Below are 16,629 nucleotides of genomic sequence, written 5' to 3'. Positions count from 1 at the left end.
TCTTCCTGACTCCAAGATATAAAAGACCAATCAAAAAAGCGGGAACTTTTACCCGCTATACTTAAGCTTCGGCACACGCTGTACTGGGATGAGGCGTATGCCGAGCCTTTCTATGCAAGTAATTTTGATAATACATATTTTTGCAGCAAAAGGGTAACTAAACTATCAAACTTTACTGGTGACCATCTGTCTATATACGAAATAGAGTTTTGACCGACTTATACTCCCCACGATCTAAATTTGCTACAATTGCCTCCTGATATTGTTCAAGGGAATACTCATGCGTTACTAATTGATCAAGTGGATAACTCCTATGCTGTTCAATTAATTCAAAGAGCAGCTCCTGCGTGGATGCTTCTTTCCCTTTCCAGGTTTCTTTTTTTGAATACGCATGTGTTCCCAACACCGATAGCTCATTTGCCCAAACAAATGTCCAATCCAAATTTTTAATTTCACCTGCACAACCTACTAGTGTCACTTTTCCGCGTTCACGAGCCATTCTTAGCGCATCATCTAGGCTCTCTTTACTGCCAATACAATCATAGATGGCGTCATAGCCCCCAACAAAAATATCTCTCCCAATGGCGGGCTTATGTCTTGACGTTTCGGGCATTTTTAACATAGTATCCTCTAGTTCCTTCCGACTAGTTAATCCATCATTTACACCCAGTTTTAATCCCATCTCATTCTGATACGAAAGCAGACTTAGTTGTGTAATGTGACAGTCAATTTCAAGCAGGCGGATTGCTGCAATTACTGCGTAAGCAATCATACCACCACCGATGACAAGAACGTGCTCACCATTTTTGGGTGGTTGACGAAGTACTGCATGCAATCCAACGCTTAACGGTTCGGACATTGCTGCAACTTTATTGGATACTGTATCGGGAACTGGGATGGCCATAGATTCATGAACAACTAGTGATTCACTCCATCCACCGGGCAAATCTTTACAGAATCCAAGAATCATTCCTGGACCAAATGTATCTGATCCACTTTTATATCGGCATAAACTATGCAGTCCTTTTTTGCATGCTGGACAAAGGTTTTTCAATCCACGAACTTCACAGGTGATGTAGGGATCTACTGTGATACGTTGACCCACCTCTACCTCTTTGACATCGTTCCCAATGTCGGTCACAATGCCAACAACTTCATGTCCCAAAATAGATGGGAATGAATTGAAGGGGGTAAGCGATGGTGATGTTTTGTAAAAAATTGCTCCCATATCTGACCCGCAAACCCCTGCATAAATCGGTTTTACTTTCAGCCAGCGTTCGTTTGGAAGTGTAGGCTCTTCCACATGATTTAGTGATAGTGCAGAAGGTTTCCCATAATACAGCGAGGGAAAATGTTTGCCAAACGCTTTTGCTGCGATATATTTTGGTATCGTAAAGTCGTAAACTACTCCTTTCATGTCTGACCGCCATCTTTTTTCGGCCTTTTTATGGTACCGAATGCTACTTTTTTATGCCTAAATGAAGGCTTTGGACCTATCAAAGGAAATTTCGGTGACCATTCAGAACTTGGGAAGACCTGTGGGAATTTTGGATTTTCCATACTTGGATCAGCCACTAATTTTTCCTGGACCATGGAATTGTATTGCCTAGCCGTTTCTTCAAGGGTGTTCCCATTGATGACAACATCAAATCCTGTTTTTTTCGCATATGATCTTAGAGCACGGACGCCGCTTTCTTCTGGTGCATAACATTCCGCCGCGATCCCGTTTTCACTTGAGACCCAGATTCCTGTATCCGTATTGACTACCAAAGAATGATTGCCATGTGTGTGGCCCGGAGTGAACATCAGCATGACACCCGGTCCTAAAAGCACATCACCTTCTGTAAATATGATTCGATCTTCGGGTATATCCTCGAATTGCTCGGGTTGATACCAAATCTTTTGCAACGGGTGAAGGCATGGTAATATATCCCATTCCTTTTTTTGCACGATTAGTTTTGCATTAGGAAAAAAGGGTTTGATTGGTTCATTGGGACTGAGATCTGATTGTGGCTTTGTTGTACCTACCCAACGACGTATATCCTGGGTGTGAAGATGATCATAGGTGATAAAATCAATATCCTCAGGTTTTAGTCCTATCTGTTTCAAATAACCTTCTACCGTTCCATGAAACTTGGAAACTATTTTTGTACTTAGAAACTCGCCAAATTTTTCCACGGTTGATTTAAAATACGGTGTTCCAATACTCAGTTCGGCCTCGGTTGGCTCATTTAACAGTGTCCAAGTACGCCCCTCTGCTTGCCATTGAATAATAAACATACGATTTCTAAACCATAGGTACGGTGATAGACTCCGTTTCGCTCTCCACAAACCATATTCAACTTTCCATGGAACTGTAACTAAGTCGAAAGAATAAAACGCCGTTGCTTTACCAGTCTCTTTAAACCATTTCTTAAAACTTGGAACTGCCTCCTTGATTTTTTGTAACTGTCTACCCGGATTAGGATCATTATAAGCTTCCTCAAAATGCGGTATCCGTTGAAAAATGTCCGGCACTTCTAGATCCTCTATAGCCTTCATTAATACCCCTCCTAATTTTATTGCACAGTTTGTAGGTGATGATTCATTCAGAAATTTCTAATTACATTATACAAACGCTTTCATATAATGTATATTTAATTATAGTGATAATTTATTAAGTTTTATTAATAGTAAAGGGTGTCTATATGAATATCGAACAACTAAAATACATCGCGGAAGTCGCAAAATTGGGGTCGCTTTCAGTTGCCTCCCAGCAACTCCATATTACACAGTCAGCTATAAGTCAGTCGATCACAAATCTAGAAGCTGAATTAGGTGTGAAAATTTTTAATCGCTCGCGACTTGGGGCTACACCTACAAATATAGGGAATGAAATCATTAAGAAATCCCTAGAAACATTAGACAAACTGGAAGAGATAAAACTAGAAGCCGAAATGAATCTTAATTTGGTAGGTGGGAAATTAAAATTAGGGACAATCCCGAGTCCTTTGATGTACTTATCCAAGACCCTATCATCGTTTAAAAATGACTATCCAAATATACAAATTGAGATTTCAGAAAAGCCATCACAAGCTATTATAGAGGATATAAAACAAGAAAAGCTCGATATTGGACTAATTGGTTTGAGTAGAGAAGGAAAAGAAATGAGGGACGAAGACATTGCATTTGACATTGTCTTACGTGGAAAAATGATAGTAGCTGCAAGCAAACAATCTCCGTTAGCCTTTACAAAATCAGTAACACCACAAGAAATCCGAAACCACTTGCTTGTTATCTACAATGATGATCGAATGTGGGAGTTTATTGATGACCTAACAATCCAATATGATCCTATAGATATTTTGTTTTCAACAAACAATTTGGATGCTATTCGTAATGCAGTCTTGGAAAATTTGGCAATAACAATAGCTCCCGATTATACGGTAAAAAACGATCCCTATGCTCGAACAGGAGAAATTGTACCGGTTGAGATTGCCAACCTTGAACAAGATTATCCAGGAATGGCTTTGGTTTGGTCAAAAACAAAAAGTGGCACTGCCATAATTAAAAACTTTGTATCAAGGCTGACATCAGATATGATGGAGCTTAGGAATCGTACATAAGTAAGTTTATCTTGAGGCTTAAGAGAGATTCCTAGGATTTGCAAGCTAAAATGAAAACGTGTGCCGGATGATTTTCGGCAACATCATATGCAGCCACTTGAAGTGCTCAAGTAGATGTAGGGTTTATCAATTACTTGCTGTTCTTTGCCAATTGTCTATTTTTCCGTTGATAGCTGGAAAGGATGACTCCCCCCACGATAAAGACGGAGCCTATCAACTCTATTCCTGTAACCGGCTTGGAAAGTAAAAGCAATCCCACAATCATGGCGACAAAAGGCTCTAAATTGGATAAAATTGATGCTTTTGAAGCGTCAACATGTCGAATGTTTTTATTCCAAATAAGGGTGGCTATGCCATGTACAACAACGGCTGTTCCAATTAGAAGAGCCCAATCAGGAATAGCGACACTTATTCGTATAGGATGGTCAATTAAAAAAATAAATGGGACTGATATAATAAAGCCTACCATATTCGAATATAACGTAATGGTAAGGGGATCTAATCGTTGCGAAAGCACCCTTGTCATAATGATCATAATGGCAAAAGTTATCATCGTTACAACAATCCATATAAGTCCTTTATCAATGTCTAAAGAGGTTAAGTCCCCTTTTGTAACAACAAAATAAATTCCTATTATCGCAACAATAGAACCCGTTAACGTACGAATCGTTATTTTTTCCTTCAAAAAAATTGCAGCTAAAAATCCAGTTAAAATGGGAGTTGTTGCTAGAATTAATGCAGATGTTGTTGGGTCAGCTGTTTGTAATCCAACAAAAAAAGACCATTGATTGATGAATACACCAATAATTCCTAGAAACAAAATTGCAAGTAAATCGTTCTTGTTTAGTCGTTTTATATGCTTTTTAGAAAACGCTAATCCATTTAAAACTAATACAATAAAGAAAAGTCTTAATGATGTTAAGAGAGTAGGGGAGAAATCTTGAACTAATATCTTTCCAAATACAAAATTACTTCCCCAAACTACTACACAAAAAATCAGCCACAAATAAGCTTTTAACATATTTTTACGCTCCTACTCCTACATACAAAATGATTAATGGTAATCCAAATATAAAAGAAGCGGTTACTCCTCATCCGCTTCTTAACGTAACTTCTATAATAATGTGCTCAAAATTATCTTTTATTTAAATTATCATTGCTAATAGTATAAGTTTTTATATTATATATTTCATTCTTTTGAACTGTCAATGAGTTTGTGGCTTGTACCCATCACCTTAAAAGTACTCAATCCAATCTTTGATCACAACTATTTACCAATGGACAAGTTTCACATATCGGTTTCACCCTGCAAAATTGCTTCGCATGCTTCACTAAAAGTGCATGAAATTCATTATAATTGCAAGTCTCCGGAAAATCTTTCACAATCTGCTGACGAAATCCATCGTAGGATGTAGGCATATTCCAAATTAAAAAGCAAGATATCGATAGTATTTTAACTGAAAACTGATGGTCTCAAGTTAAATTTACAATATTTTAACGATTAGTTTACAGTGAGTTAATGTTAATCAGTTATGATGTACTTGAGGTTGGTTAAGCCGATCTTGACACGATAAATTTACAAGGGGGAAATAGAATTGAAAAAATTAGCAGGATTGTCCGTACTTCTTATTTTAACTGTAGGATTACTTGCAGCATGTGGTGCTGGAGAAGAAGAGCAAGGAAATAGCTCAAGCTCAGACCGAAATAGTGGTTCTATCGTAGTTTCCGGTTCTAGTGCAATGCAGCCATTAGTTGCAGCGGCTGCGGAAGAATTTATGGCACAAAATCCCGATGCGGATATAACCGTGAATGCTGGCGGGTCTGGTACTGGATTGAGTGAAGTTTCTGAGGGGACGGTAGATATTGGTAACTCCGATGTTTTCGCTGAAGAAAAAGATGGGATCCCTGCTGATGAGTTAGTAGATCATAAAGTTGCTGTGGTAGGCATGACTGCTGCAGTAAATCCTGAAGTAGGAATTACTAATCTTTCTAAGGAAAACTTGATTAAGGTATTCACTGGCAAAGTTACCAACTGGTCTGAAGTGGGTGGAGAAGATCAAGCTATTACATTAGTGAACCGCCCTGATTCATCAGGTACTCGTGCAACCTTTGTTAACTATGCTTTAGATGGTGCAACACCTGCAGAAGGTATAACCGAAGATTCTTCCAATACAGTTAAGAAAATTATTAATGAGACCCCTGGTGCAATTGGGTATTTGGCATTTTCATATTTTACGGATGACTCAGTCGTTCCTCTATCTGTGGATGGCGTAGAAGCAACGGATGAAAATGTTCAATCAGGTGAATTCCCTATTTGGGCTTACGAACATTCATATACGAAAGGCGAGCCGACTGGCTTAACAAAAACATTTTTAGAGTATCTAATGAGTGATGACATACAAGATGGCTTACTTCCTGAACAAGGTTATATTGCTGCTACAAAAATGCAAGTGAAGCGTGATGCGGAAGGGAACCAAACAGATAAATAATACGCTAGGTAAAAAATAACTTAAACGCAAATTACGTAGGGTAAAATAACGAATTTACCCTACTACGTTTTTTAGGGGTGAATTTCATGAAAATCACTACTACAACTTCAGCAAAAGAAAGGTTGTTAAAATCCAATAAAAAAGGATCACAAGGTGAGATCAGAGGGAGAATGCTAGTTACGTTGTGTGCGGTTATTATGATTATTGCAACGATTGCTATTACTGCTTTCCTTACAATAAAAGGACTTCAATCTTTTATCATAAATGGTGTAAATCCAATTGAATTTTTAACCAGTATGGATTGGAATCCCACCAGTAATGAAAATCCTCAATATGGTGCTCTGCCATTTATTTTTGGTTCTCTCGCTGTAACATTTCTATCAGCGTTAGTTGCGGCGCCTTTGGGTATTGGTGGAGCCATTTTTATGACGGAAATCGCACCGTCTTGGGGGAAAAGAGTATTACAACCTGTTATTGAATTACTAGTAGGGATTCCATCTGTTGTCTATGGATTTATCGGCCTTACCGTGTTAGTGCCGTTTGTTCGGAATATGTTTGAAGGCTCGCAGGCTGGTTTTAGCTTGTTAGCCGGAACAATTGTATTGTCGGTTATGATATTGCCGACAATCACAACTATTGCTACAGATGCAATGAGTTCATTACCAAGCAACTTGCGTGAAGGGTCCTATGCATTGGGGGCTACACGGTGGCAAACTATACGAAAAGTTTTGATTCCAGCGGCTTTGCCTTCTTTATTAACTGCAGTTGTTTTAGGAATGGCTAGAGCATTTGGGGAAGCACTTGCAGTTCAAATGGTTATCGGAAATGTTCGTGACATTCCATCTTCATTACTGGACCCATCTGCAACATTAACAACCATTATTACGTTAAATATGGGTCATACCACATACGACAGTGTAGAAAATAATACGTTGTGGTCGATGGGATTAATTTTATTAATTATTTCATTCCTATTTATTTTAATCATCCGTTATTTGTCATCTAGGAGGAAAATTTAATGAATAGCAAGGTAACAGACCGTATAGCTACAGGAGTTTTTATTTTATTAGCATCCATTATTGTAATCATACTAGCTGGATTATTTTCCTTTATTTTATTTAGAGGGGTACCGATAATTTCATGGGACTTTTTAACTTCTGCATCTAGTACCGTAAGTGCTGGAGGGGGAATACGTGATCAACTATTTAATTCCTTTTATGTTTTATTTGTCACCATGCTGATAACTGTCCCATTAGGTGTATTTGGCGGAATTTATATGGCTGAATATGCGAAACAAGGTAAGGTAACAAACTTTATTCGTTCGTGCATTGAAATGCTCGCATCTCTTCCTTCCATCGTGGTTGGCATGTTTGGTTTACTTATATTCGTAAACACGATGGGGTGGGGGTATTCGATTGTTGGGGGAGCCTTGGCTTTAACCATTTTTAATATTCCTGTTATGGTCCGTGTCAGTGAAGATGCTATTAGGTCAGTTCCGTCTGAGCAAAAGGAAGCAAGTTTAGCACTAGGGATTACCCATTGGCATACGATCAAAACATTGCTAATTCCTAGTGCTTTTCCAGGTATCTTAACGGGAGCAATACTTGCATCTGGTCGTGTTTTTGGGGAAGCTGCCGCATTGCTTTTTACTGCAGGTTTGTCGACCCCTAATTTAGATTACGGTAATTGGAATCCTTTTTCAGAAACTTCACCTTTAAATTTTTTTCGGCCAGCAGAGACATTGTCGGTCCATATATGGGCGGTAAACACAAATGGAATTATGCCAGATGTCGAAAGAATTGCTGACGGTTCATCGGCTGTTTTGGTTATTTCCGTTTTAGTTTTTAATTTATTGGCTCGCTTGATAGGAAAACTCGTTCACAGGAAAGTTACGGCTAGCAAGTAAAAAGGGTGGGTGTAAATAGGATGAAAAAAAGTCATTCAAACAGAGAAATTATTTTGAGCTTTAACGATTTAAGCATATTTTATGGAGAAAATGAGGCGGTAAAAAAAGCAACATTTGATATAGAAAAAAATTCGGTGACAGCACTTATTGGTCCCTCAGGTTGTGGAAAGTCAACATTTCTTAGAAGTATTAATAGAATGAATGATTTGATACCAATTGCGCACAACCAAGGAGAAATAATTTATGAAGACATTAATATTCTTGATGAAAATATTAATGTTATCGCACTAAGAAAAGAGATCGGAATGGTCTTTCAAAAACCGAATCCATTTCCTAAGTCTATTTATAACAATATTACGCACGCATTACGATTTTATGGGATTAGAGGAAAAAAGAAATTAGACAAAATCGTGGAAGAAAGTTTAAGAAAAGCAGCTCTTTGGGATGAAGTGAAAGACAGGCTTCACGAAAGTGCCTTATCGCTTTCTGGTGGTCAGCAGCAAAGACTTTGTATTGCTAGAACACTTGCGATGGAACCAAATGTATTATTATTAGATGAACCCGCTTCAGCACTTGATCCAATTTCAAATGCAAAAGTTGAAGAATTAATCGTAGAGCTTAAAAACGATTATTCTATCGTAATCGTGACACATAATATGCAGCAAGCATCAAGGATATCGAATAAAACTGCCTTTTTCTTAAATGGGCAAGTCATCGAATATGATGATACAGAAACGATTTTCACCACCCCTGCACAACAAAAAACCGAGGACTATATTTCAGGAAGATTCGGCTAAGGAGGATGAAAATGGGTACTACATTAACAAAAACTAATACAATTTTTGAAGTGAAGGATATGAATCTATGGTATGGAAGTTTTCATGCTCTTAAAAGCTTAGACCTTTCCATGTCAAAGGAAGAAGTAACAGCAATTATTGGACCTTCCGGATGTGGTAAATCTACGTTTTTAAAGACGCTTAATTTAATGGTCAACATGATTCCAACTGTAAAAGTGTCTGGCGAAATAAACTATCACGATTCGAATATTTTAAATGGCAAAACTGATTTAGTCGATTTAAGAAAACAAGTCGGAATGATTTTTCAAAAAGGTAATCCATTTCCACAGTCAATTTATGACAATGTTGCTTACGGACCGCGAATTCATGGAGTTAAAAATAAGAAAAAACTTAATCAAATTGTTGAGACATCCTTAAAGGACGTAACCTTGTGGGATGAAGTGAAGGATCGCCTTAGCAGTAATGCAAGGAAATTATCAGGAGGCCAGCAGCAGAGAGTATGTATAGCTCGAGCATTGGCTACCAAACCAGAAGTGATTTTAATGGATGAACCAACGTCGGCATTAGATCCTATCTCCACTTTGAAAATAGAGGAATTAATCATGGGATTGAAGGATAAATATACTATTGTAATCGTAACGCATAACATGCAGCAAGCAGCACGAATATCGGACAAAACTGCATTCTTTTTGCACGGTGAGATTGTAGAAGTTTCGGATACAAACACATTATTCTCCAAACCAAATGATAGAAGAACAGAAGATTATATCACTGGTCGGTTTGGTTAAATAAAAGAAAAGAGGGATAAACTATATGGCTCCAAGAGAACAATTTGAAATGGAATTAAATAAAATGAAAGACAGAATTATTGAACTTGCAAAGGGTGCGGAAAACTTATTAATGGAAGCTGTGGATGCTTTATATAATCAAGACGTAAAAAAGGCCAATCAAGTGATGGAAGACGATAAACGGCTAGATAAATTAGATAAAAAAATCAATGATGAGGCAATACTTCTGATCGCCAAGCAACAACCAGTAGCAACAGATTTGAGAAGATTGATTGTAGCTATCCGTATTTCATCTGATTTAGAACGGATGGCTGACAATGCAAAAAATATTGCCAAAGCAACGATACACCTTGGTGAAGATCACGGTATCGAAATTTACCCTGCGTTAAATGAGATGAAAAAGAAAGCTATTGATATGATTGACTTAACAATCAAGGCTTATGAAATTGAGGATATTACTTTGGCACGGAAGTTAGCAGATATGGATGATTTAGTTGATAATATGTACGGCGAAGTGATTAGAGAGATGTTAGAAGAAACAGCCGCGAATCCACGCAAGGTTCAGCATATTATGCAGATGGCTTTTAGTGCAAGATACATTGAACGAATTGCTGACCATGCAACTAATGTTGGTGAAAGTATTATATATCTTGTTAAAGGCGAGTTATTTGAGTTGAATTAATATCTAAAGGATTGCCGTCGCTTAAATATGATTTATGATAATGGATTATGACCTATAACTTTTGGTTGGGTTATAATTCATTTTTTTAGATGTCAGGTCCGTGATACATGAACCGTAGTGCCACCGTTGTTATCCTGCTTTATGTTTATTCTTTTCATTTCTCATCACCACTTGTTAAAGGTTACTTATAGCATACCATGTTTAATGTGAAAATAAGCCGGTTAAATCATAAAATATTTAGTGGTCATTCTAAATATAAACGCGAAGAATAGCCATTTACTTTATAGTAAACTCTATAATAATGTACTTAAGAGTCTTTCTGATATAAAATGTTTTTACTAAATTGATTTTAAATCATTAACTTTTACGAACAGATTAAGTTGACAAAAATACCTATGAGGGTATATTATATTGACATGAGGTTAAACAAATTAACCAATGGCCTTAAGTTCCATAAAGTTATCATTACTTTCATACTAAATAAAGGAAAGGGGTGTCTTCGGATGGAATACGATGCTCAAATGAAAAATAGAATGAAGCGTATAGAAGGACAAGTTAGAGGATTGTTGAAAATGATGGAAGAAGAAAAGGAATGTCGAGATATTGTGACCCAAATGTCTGCTGTGAGAAGTGCAATTGATCGCACCGCTGCATTAATTGTCAGTAAGAACCTAGAACAATGCATTCGCGAAGAAAAACAAGTTGGCGAAAGTTCTGAGGACCTCATAAAAGAAGCAGTTAACTTACTTGTTAGAAGCAGATAAGGTTGTTATAAAAAATAGGTTAAGCACAAAAGTTGTTAACCTTATTTTTTTAAATGTAATATATACCTATACAGGTATTAGTATAAAATAATTGGAGGGAACGATTATGAGAGAAATTACAGCAAAGGAATTGGCAAACAAATTAAAAACAGGGGAGAGCATAAACGTTATTGATGTTCGAGAAGATGAGGAAGTGGCCCAAGGTAAAATCCCGGGTGCTCACCATATCCCATTAGGTCAACTCCCTGATCGTCTAGATGAAATTGATAAAAATCAACATTATTACATGGTATGTCGTTCAGGAGGAAGAAGTGGAAGGGCATCTGCATTTTTACATGATCAAGGTTATGACGTAACCAATATAGCGGGCGGCATGCTTGATTGGGAAGATGACGTAGAAAAATAGGGGGAGTTTAGATGGGTATTACAGCAAATGAAATAGTTGATGCAAAAGGATTATCCTGCCCAATGCCAATTGTTCGAACAAAAAAAGCTATAACGGACTTAGAACCTGGTCAAGTTATGGAAGTCCAAGCAACCGATAAAGGATCGACCGCAGATATGAAGGCATGGGCAGAGAATACAGGACATCAATACCTTGGAACTGTTGAAGATGGTGATGTTTTAAAGCATTATTTGCGAAAAGCAAGTGATGAAGAAACAAAAGAAGAAACGAGTCATGAAAGTGTTACTGATTTGGAAGAACTTCACAACAAAATAGAAGAAGGAACATCTATTTTCATTCTCGATGTTCGAGAACCAGCTGAATTTGTTTTTGGTCATATACCTGGCGCGGTAAATATACCCCTCGGGGAACTAGAAGCCCGATTGAATGAAATTACGAAAGATAAGGAAATACATGTCATTTGCCGTACGGGGAATCGCAGTGATTTAGCTGCACAAAAGCTGACTAAAAAGGGCTTTAACAATGTAAAGAATGTTGTACCTGGAATGGCTAAATGGGATGGACCAACAGAAAGAAATTACTAAAAACTTAGGAGGAATTTTAAAATGGCAAATACAAAAGTAGCAATTATTGCAGCAAACGGAACATTATTCGACGCATATAAGGTATTTAACGTGGCGACTGCAGCAGCGGCGTCTGATGCTGAGGTGGGGATTTTCTTTACGTTTGAAGGATTGAACTTGATTCATAAGGAAGGCCACAAAAATCTTCCACTTCCAGAAGGAAAAGAACACTTTGCGAAAGGATTTGAACAAGCAAACGTTCCATCTATTGAGGAGCTGGTAAGTATTGCGCAAGAATTGGGGATCAAATTAATTGGGTGTCAGATGACAATGGATGTGATGAATTTAGAAAAAGATGCATTCATTGATGGCATTGAAGTTGGCGGAGCTGCAACATTTATTGAATTCGCAAAAGATGCCAACATTACACTATCATTTTAAGCAAGGAGGAGTCAGATTTGTCTAAAACAATCACGACTAAAAAACTAGCAGAGCAACTTATTTGTGATGAAAAAACATTCATTTTAGATGTTCGGAATACCGATGAATTTAATAACTGGAAAATAGAAGGTAAAAACGTTGAGACCATCAATGAGCCGTATTTTAACTTATTGGATGGAATTGATCCAATTGCTGATAAGTTAAAAAAAGATCAGGAGATCATCGTTGTATGTGCAAAAGGCGGATCATCTGAAATGGTCGCTAATTTACTTGAAGAAGCAGGCTTTACTCATGCATTTAGCTTGGAAGGTGGTATGAAAGCGTGGAGTGAGTATTTGCGACCTGTGAAAATTGCTGATTTGCATGATGGCGGGAGTCTTTTTCAATTTGTCCGATTGGGTAAGGGATGTCTTTCATACTTTGTTGAATCAAACGGTGAAGCGGCGGTAATTGATGCAAGTCGTATGATTGATGTTTATGAAAAATTTGCTGAGGAACGTGGTGTGCAAATAAAACACGTCATGGACACACACTTACATGCTGATCATATATCTGGTGGACGGCAGCTAGCTGATAGTGTAGGTGGTTCCTATCATCTACCACCTAAGGATGCAACAGAGGTAATGTTCGATTATACACCATTGGAAGAAGGAAATGATATTGTTGTCGGAAATACTTCTGTTCAAGTACAGCCAATCTATTCCCCTGGACACACAATTGGCAGTATGTCATTTATCATTGATGATACGTATTTATTATCCGGGGATATTCTGTTTGTGAGATCAATTGGTCGTCCTGACTTAGCAGGTCTGGCAGAAGATTGGGTAGAGGATCTCCGTGATACGCTTTATAGCCGATATAAAAAACTTTCCGATGATTTAATTGTATTACCTGCCCATTATTCGTTTGCTGACGAACTTAGTGAAGGTGGTATGGTCTGGGCTCGTTTAGGGGATCTTTACCAACAAAACAAAGGACTTCAAGTAGACGATCCGACTGCGTTTAGGAAAATGGTAACTGAAAATCTTCCACCACAACCAAATGCATATGAAACAATTCGCAAAACAAATATGGGTAAGATGAACCCAGATTTGGAAGAGCAAAAAGAAATGGAATCTGGTCCTAACCGTTGTGCGGTTGAGGGATAATTTTTTCGATTATATATACCCTGCGCTGTATTGTTGAACGAGTCGGTAAACCAATAATATTTTTTAAATAACAGGGAGGCATAAAGATGAATGCAGATAAAATATTAGATGCAAAAGGGATTGCATGTCCAATGCCAATTGTAAAAACAAAAAAGGCGATGGAAGAAATAAATGCTGGTGAAATATTGGAAGTTCACGCGACTGATAAAGGTGCGAAAAGTGATCTTACCGCATGGGCTAAATCGTTAGGACATGAGCTTTTAAAAAATACAGAAGAAGATGGTGTGCTTAAATTTTGGATAAAAAAAGTATAATGGAGGACCCACCTATATGGGTCCCCTTTCATTAGGGGGATATATCATTGGATTATAGTATGATTTATATCATTACCATTTTTCTTATTGGTTTTGTCGGTTCCTTTATTTCTGGGATGGTAGGAATTGGCGGAGCCATTGTTAATTTTCCAATGCTGTTGTATATCCCAGCCGCTTTAGGAATAGCTAGTTTTAGCGCATATGAAGTTTCAGGCATTACCGCTATTCAAGTATTGTTTGCAACAATTGGTGGAGTTTTCGCATATAGAAAAGGCGGATTTTTAAACAAAACAATCATTGGTTATATGGGAATAAGTATTTTAGTTGGTAGTCTTGCAGGTGGATTTATCTCGTCATCTATGTCTGAAGCAGGCATCAATATTATATACGGAATATTGGCCTTGATTGCTGTTGTTATGATGTTTTTACCCAGGAAAGAAAGTGAAAATACAACGTTTGATAAGGCCGATTTTAATCAGTGGTTTGCAGCAACAATTGCTCTGATTGTCGGAATAGCGGCTGGTATTGTTGGTGCTGGGGGAGCATTTTTATTAGTACCAATTATGTTGACGGTTCTAAAAATACCAACAAGGATTACGATAGCATCATCATTGGCGATTACGTTTATTTCATCAATTGGTTCAGCGTCAAGTAAAATACTGACAGGTCAAGTATTGGTGATACCTGCAATTATTGTGATAGTTGCCAGTTTAATTGCATCTCCATTAGGTGCAGCAGTAGGAAAAAAACTGAACACAAAATATCTACAATGGATTTTAGCAATTTTGATTCTGGGAACGGCAATAAAAATCTGGGTTGATATTTTTATTTAAACGAGAAACAAAAGAATAATAGGAGGTGGCAAGTTGGGAATAGTACAGTGGATAATCATTATCATTGTAGTGGCTTTCCTTATTAAGCAATTTTTGCCTGCCAAAGGTGTGTCACAAGTTACCGTACCAGAAGTAAAAGATAAGTTTCAAGACAAACATGTTCAATTTATTGATGTGCGGACACCGGGAGAATACCAGGCAAATCATCGTAAACCATTTAGGAATATCCCTCTGTCTGAATTGGCTAATAGATCAAAGGAATTGGATAAGAATAAAGAGGTAGTTGTCATTTGCCAAAGTGGAATGAGAAGTATGAAAGCAGCAAAGGCATTGAAAAAACAGGGATTTGAAAAGGTGACCAATGTGAAAGGTGGTATGGGTGCCTGGGTATAAGACAGGGGGAATGAGGCATGGTCAAAAGAGTCACTCCAGATGAGATTGCTAAACGACTAAAAGACGGCGAAAATGTTACGATAATAGATGTCCGGGAAAATGATGAATTAGCCACTGGGAAAATACCTGGTGCAACACATATTCCACTTGGACATCTTGCAATACGTAAAGATGAGTTGGACAAAAACAAAACGTATGTTGTGGTTTGTCAATCCGGAAACCGTAGTAAGGCTGCCTGTGGTATCTTACATGCGTACGGTTACGATGTTGAAGATATGGTTGGTGGTATGAATGATTGGAAAGATAAACTAGAGAAAAAAGGAAGGGGCTATAAAATGACAGATAAACGTTTTAACCCTGAAAAGGCACAATCACTCATGAGAGAGGAACGCAGGGCTTTATTACCACCAGAAGAAATTATCGAATATTTACATGTAAATGCAAATGATATAGTTGCTGATCTCGGGGCTGGAAATGGTTATTTTGCCATACCTTTAGCAAAGCATGCGAAATCGGTTTATGCTGTTGACATTGAGCCGAAAATGTTGGCGATGTTGAAGGAAAATGCGGATAAAGAAGAAATTGATAACATTCACTATGTGGCAAGTGACTTGGATCATATTAAGCTTGATGATGACTCCATGAACAAGGTTATGATCGCTTTTGTCATGCATGAAGTTCCAGATGTCGATAGGACCCTTGGCGAAATAAAACGTATTTTGAAACCAGGAGGACAGGTGCTTTTACTTGATTGGGAGGCTGTTGAAACTGAATCAGGCCCTCCATTACACCATCGAATTTCTTCCAGTGAAATGGCTAAAATATTTGAAAGGAATAACTTTCAAGCAGAAGTCATCTCATTGAATCCGGGAAATTATGCTGTAAAAGCAATGCCAAAATAAGTTCCTGTTGTTGGGAAATTTAATGAAAAAGGAGATACTTTATCATGTTTCATTACACAGTTGAGACAACAAAAACAATTGATGAAGCAATTGAGTCATTGGAGGAAAGTTTAAAAGAAGATAAGTTTGGTGTTCTCTGGCATCTTGATATGAAGGATACATTACAGAAAAAAGGATTTGATTTTGAGCAACCTTATCATGTGTTAGAAGTGTGCAACCCACAGGCAGCAAATCACATTTTGTCACAAAATCAACTTGTTGGTTATTTCTTACCTTGCAAAATTATTGTATATCAAGATAATGAAAAAACAAAAGTTGGTATGCCACGCCCGGCAGCATTAATCCAAATGGTTGAGGATGAATCCATTTTGGAATTTGCGCAAGTTATTGAAAAAAGATTAAAAGCGTGCATTGATAAGGCGATTTAAATAAAGTGCAAAATCGGTTCGGGGATAGCACCCGCTACATGAAGCGAGTAAAGCTTTTTGTAACAGGGGCTGTCCCCAATCTTGTGTTCAGATGTCTTAAAGTTGTCACACTTTCATATGGTTTATTAGGATTTTCATCAAATTTTCATATTGTCGTTGTATTGTAATGG

Annotated in this window: 20 protein-coding genes; 17 read left to right on the top strand and 3 right to left on the bottom strand. The window is 37.6% G+C overall.

Features of this window, described 5'->3' with window-relative positions; translation table 11 throughout:
- Positions 1-190 precede the first annotated feature (190 nt).
- Complete coding sequence (locus ACW2QC_RS07990; RefSeq protein ID WP_457543459.1) at positions 191-1,417, bottom strand: zinc-dependent alcohol dehydrogenase; 1,227 nt, start codon at positions 1,415-1,417, stop codon at positions 191-193.
- On the bottom strand, positions 1,414-2,541 hold the full coding sequence (locus tag ACW2QC_RS07985; protein WP_457543458.1) for a hypothetical protein: 1,128 nt from the start codon (positions 2,539-2,541) through the stop codon (positions 1,414-1,416). Before ACW2QC_RS07985 ends, ACW2QC_RS07990 begins: the two co-directional genes overlap by 4 nt.
- Positions 2,542-2,687: 146 nt before the next feature.
- Here ACW2QC_RS07985 and ACW2QC_RS07980 point away from each other — a divergent pair, with 146 nt between their 5' ends.
- Positions 2,688-3,605 (top strand): LysR family transcriptional regulator, encoded by a 918-nt coding sequence (locus ACW2QC_RS07980; protein WP_457543457.1) that lies wholly within the window; start codon positions 2,688-2,690, stop codon positions 3,603-3,605.
- 130 nt (positions 3,606-3,735) lie between these two features.
- Here the strand turns inward: ACW2QC_RS07980 and ACW2QC_RS07975 are convergent, their stop codons facing one another.
- A complete protein-coding gene (locus ACW2QC_RS07975) occupies positions 3,736-4,626 on the bottom strand; it encodes a DMT family transporter (RefSeq protein ID WP_457543456.1) in 891 nt (296 codons plus the stop codon).
- A gap of 568 nt (positions 4,627-5,194) precedes the next feature.
- Between ACW2QC_RS07975 and ACW2QC_RS07970 the strand changes: the two genes are divergently transcribed.
- The 16 genes from ACW2QC_RS07970 (at position 5,195) to ACW2QC_RS07895 (ending at position 16,459) form a co-directional block, all read left to right on the top strand.
- On the top strand, positions 5,195-6,094 hold the full coding sequence (locus ACW2QC_RS07970; protein ID WP_457543583.1) for a phosphate ABC transporter substrate-binding protein: 900 nt from the start codon (positions 5,195-5,197) through the stop codon (positions 6,092-6,094).
- An 86-nt stretch (positions 6,095-6,180) separates the two neighbouring features.
- Positions 6,181-7,113 (top strand): phosphate ABC transporter permease subunit PstC, encoded by a 933-nt coding sequence (gene pstC / locus ACW2QC_RS07965; protein WP_457543455.1) that lies wholly within the window; start codon positions 6,181-6,183, stop codon positions 7,111-7,113.
- Positions 7,113-8,000, top strand: a complete 888-nt coding sequence (pstA, locus tag ACW2QC_RS07960) for a phosphate ABC transporter permease PstA (protein ID WP_457543454.1) — start codon at positions 7,113-7,115, stop codon at positions 7,998-8,000. The genes pstC and pstA overlap by 1 nt, the downstream gene beginning before the upstream one ends.
- Before the next feature lie 20 nt (positions 8,001-8,020).
- Positions 8,021-8,797 carry a phosphate ABC transporter ATP-binding protein PstB gene (gene pstB / locus ACW2QC_RS07955; protein WP_457543453.1) on the top strand — a complete coding sequence of 259 codons (777 nt, stop codon included), beginning with the start codon at positions 8,021-8,023 and terminating at the stop codon, positions 8,795-8,797.
- An 11-nt stretch (positions 8,798-8,808) separates the two neighbouring features.
- Positions 8,809-9,585, top strand: coding sequence for a phosphate ABC transporter ATP-binding protein PstB (gene pstB, locus ACW2QC_RS07950; protein ID WP_457543452.1), 777 nt, complete (start codon positions 8,809-8,811; stop codon positions 9,583-9,585).
- 25 nt (positions 9,586-9,610) lie between these two features.
- The gene (gene phoU, locus ACW2QC_RS07945; RefSeq protein WP_457543451.1) at positions 9,611-10,267 is read left to right on the top strand and encodes a phosphate signaling complex protein PhoU; all 657 of its coding nucleotides are present in this window, start codon (positions 9,611-9,613) and stop codon (positions 10,265-10,267) included.
- A gap of 503 nt (positions 10,268-10,770) precedes the next feature.
- Positions 10,771-11,031, top strand: a complete 261-nt coding sequence (locus tag ACW2QC_RS07940) for a metal-sensitive transcriptional regulator (protein ID WP_457543450.1) — start codon at positions 10,771-10,773, stop codon at positions 11,029-11,031.
- A gap of 106 nt (positions 11,032-11,137) precedes the next feature.
- Complete coding sequence (locus ACW2QC_RS07935) at positions 11,138-11,437, top strand: rhodanese-like domain-containing protein (RefSeq protein WP_457543449.1); 300 nt, start codon at positions 11,138-11,140, stop codon at positions 11,435-11,437.
- A gap of 11 nt (positions 11,438-11,448) precedes the next feature.
- Positions 11,449-12,021 carry a rhodanese-like domain-containing protein gene (locus ACW2QC_RS07930; RefSeq protein ID WP_457543448.1) on the top strand — a complete coding sequence of 191 codons (573 nt, stop codon included), beginning with the start codon at positions 11,449-11,451 and terminating at the stop codon, positions 12,019-12,021.
- Between the two features lie 21 nt (positions 12,022-12,042).
- On the top strand, positions 12,043-12,441 hold the full coding sequence (locus ACW2QC_RS07925; protein ID WP_457543447.1) for a DsrE/DsrF/DrsH-like family protein: 399 nt from the start codon (positions 12,043-12,045) through the stop codon (positions 12,439-12,441).
- Positions 12,442-12,458: 17 nt separating this feature from the next.
- Positions 12,459-13,589 (top strand): MBL fold metallo-hydrolase, encoded by a 1,131-nt coding sequence (locus ACW2QC_RS07920; protein WP_457543446.1) that lies wholly within the window; start codon positions 12,459-12,461, stop codon positions 13,587-13,589.
- Positions 13,590-13,675: 86 nt separating this feature from the next.
- The gene (locus ACW2QC_RS07915) at positions 13,676-13,903 is read left to right on the top strand and encodes a sulfurtransferase TusA family protein (RefSeq protein ID WP_457543445.1); all 228 of its coding nucleotides are present in this window, start codon (positions 13,676-13,678) and stop codon (positions 13,901-13,903) included.
- A gap of 59 nt (positions 13,904-13,962) precedes the next feature.
- Complete coding sequence (locus tag ACW2QC_RS07910; protein ID WP_457543582.1) at positions 13,963-14,736, top strand: sulfite exporter TauE/SafE family protein; 774 nt, start codon at positions 13,963-13,965, stop codon at positions 14,734-14,736.
- Positions 14,737-14,769: 33 nt separating this feature from the next.
- Entirely contained in the window at positions 14,770-15,129 is a 360-nt protein-coding gene (locus ACW2QC_RS07905; protein WP_457543444.1) for a rhodanese-like domain-containing protein, read from the top strand.
- Between the two features lie 17 nt (positions 15,130-15,146).
- Entirely contained in the window at positions 15,147-16,031 is an 885-nt protein-coding gene (locus ACW2QC_RS07900; RefSeq protein WP_457543443.1) for a methyltransferase domain-containing protein, read from the top strand.
- Positions 16,032-16,075: 44 nt separating this feature from the next.
- Positions 16,076-16,459: a DUF302 domain-containing protein gene (locus ACW2QC_RS07895; RefSeq protein WP_457543442.1), complete on the top strand. Its 384-nt coding sequence runs from the start codon at positions 16,076-16,078 to the stop codon at positions 16,457-16,459.
- The last annotated feature ends 170 nt before the right edge of the window (positions 16,460-16,629 follow it).

Source organism: Virgibacillus sp. FSP13, assembly GCF_054048505.1.
The sequence above is the reverse complement of the archived record's forward strand: the minus strand, read 5'-3'. Positions and strand labels throughout refer to the sequence as shown.

Excerpts from the sequence above, each read along its gene's own strand:
- ACW2QC_RS07990 (WP_457543459.1), bottom strand. The coding sequence starts at position 1,417 with ATGAAAGGAGTAGTTTACGACTTTACGATACCAAAATATATCGCAGCA.
- ACW2QC_RS07985 (WP_457543458.1), bottom strand. The coding sequence starts at position 2,541 with ATGAAGGCTATAGAGGATCTAGAAGTGCCGGACATTTTTCAACGGATA.
- ACW2QC_RS07980 (WP_457543457.1), top strand. The coding sequence starts at position 2,688 with ATGAATATCGAACAACTAAAATACATCGCGGAAGTCGCAAAATTGGGG.
- ACW2QC_RS07975 (WP_457543456.1), bottom strand. The coding sequence starts at position 4,626 with ATGTTAAAAGCTTATTTGTGGCTGATTTTTTGTGTAGTAGTTTGGGGA.
- pstC (WP_457543455.1), top strand. The coding sequence starts at position 6,181 with ATGAAAATCACTACTACAACTTCAGCAAAAGAAAGGTTGTTAAAATCC.
- pstA (WP_457543454.1), top strand. The coding sequence starts at position 7,113 with ATGAATAGCAAGGTAACAGACCGTATAGCTACAGGAGTTTTTATTTTA.
- pstB (WP_457543453.1), top strand. The coding sequence starts at position 8,021 with ATGAAAAAAAGTCATTCAAACAGAGAAATTATTTTGAGCTTTAACGAT.
- pstB (WP_457543452.1), top strand. The coding sequence starts at position 8,809 with ATGGGTACTACATTAACAAAAACTAATACAATTTTTGAAGTGAAGGAT.
- phoU (WP_457543451.1), top strand. The coding sequence starts at position 9,611 with ATGGCTCCAAGAGAACAATTTGAAATGGAATTAAATAAAATGAAAGAC.
- ACW2QC_RS07940 (WP_457543450.1), top strand. The coding sequence starts at position 10,771 with ATGGAATACGATGCTCAAATGAAAAATAGAATGAAGCGTATAGAAGGA.
- ACW2QC_RS07935 (WP_457543449.1), top strand. The coding sequence starts at position 11,138 with ATGAGAGAAATTACAGCAAAGGAATTGGCAAACAAATTAAAAACAGGG.
- ACW2QC_RS07930 (WP_457543448.1), top strand. The coding sequence starts at position 11,449 with ATGGGTATTACAGCAAATGAAATAGTTGATGCAAAAGGATTATCCTGC.
- ACW2QC_RS07925 (WP_457543447.1), top strand. The coding sequence starts at position 12,043 with ATGGCAAATACAAAAGTAGCAATTATTGCAGCAAACGGAACATTATTC.
- ACW2QC_RS07915 (WP_457543445.1), top strand. The coding sequence starts at position 13,676 with ATGAATGCAGATAAAATATTAGATGCAAAAGGGATTGCATGTCCAATG.
- ACW2QC_RS07910 (WP_457543582.1), top strand. The coding sequence starts at position 13,963 with ATGATTTATATCATTACCATTTTTCTTATTGGTTTTGTCGGTTCCTTT.
- ACW2QC_RS07900 (WP_457543443.1), top strand. The coding sequence starts at position 15,147 with ATGGTCAAAAGAGTCACTCCAGATGAGATTGCTAAACGACTAAAAGAC.
- ACW2QC_RS07895 (WP_457543442.1), top strand. The coding sequence starts at position 16,076 with ATGTTTCATTACACAGTTGAGACAACAAAAACAATTGATGAAGCAATT.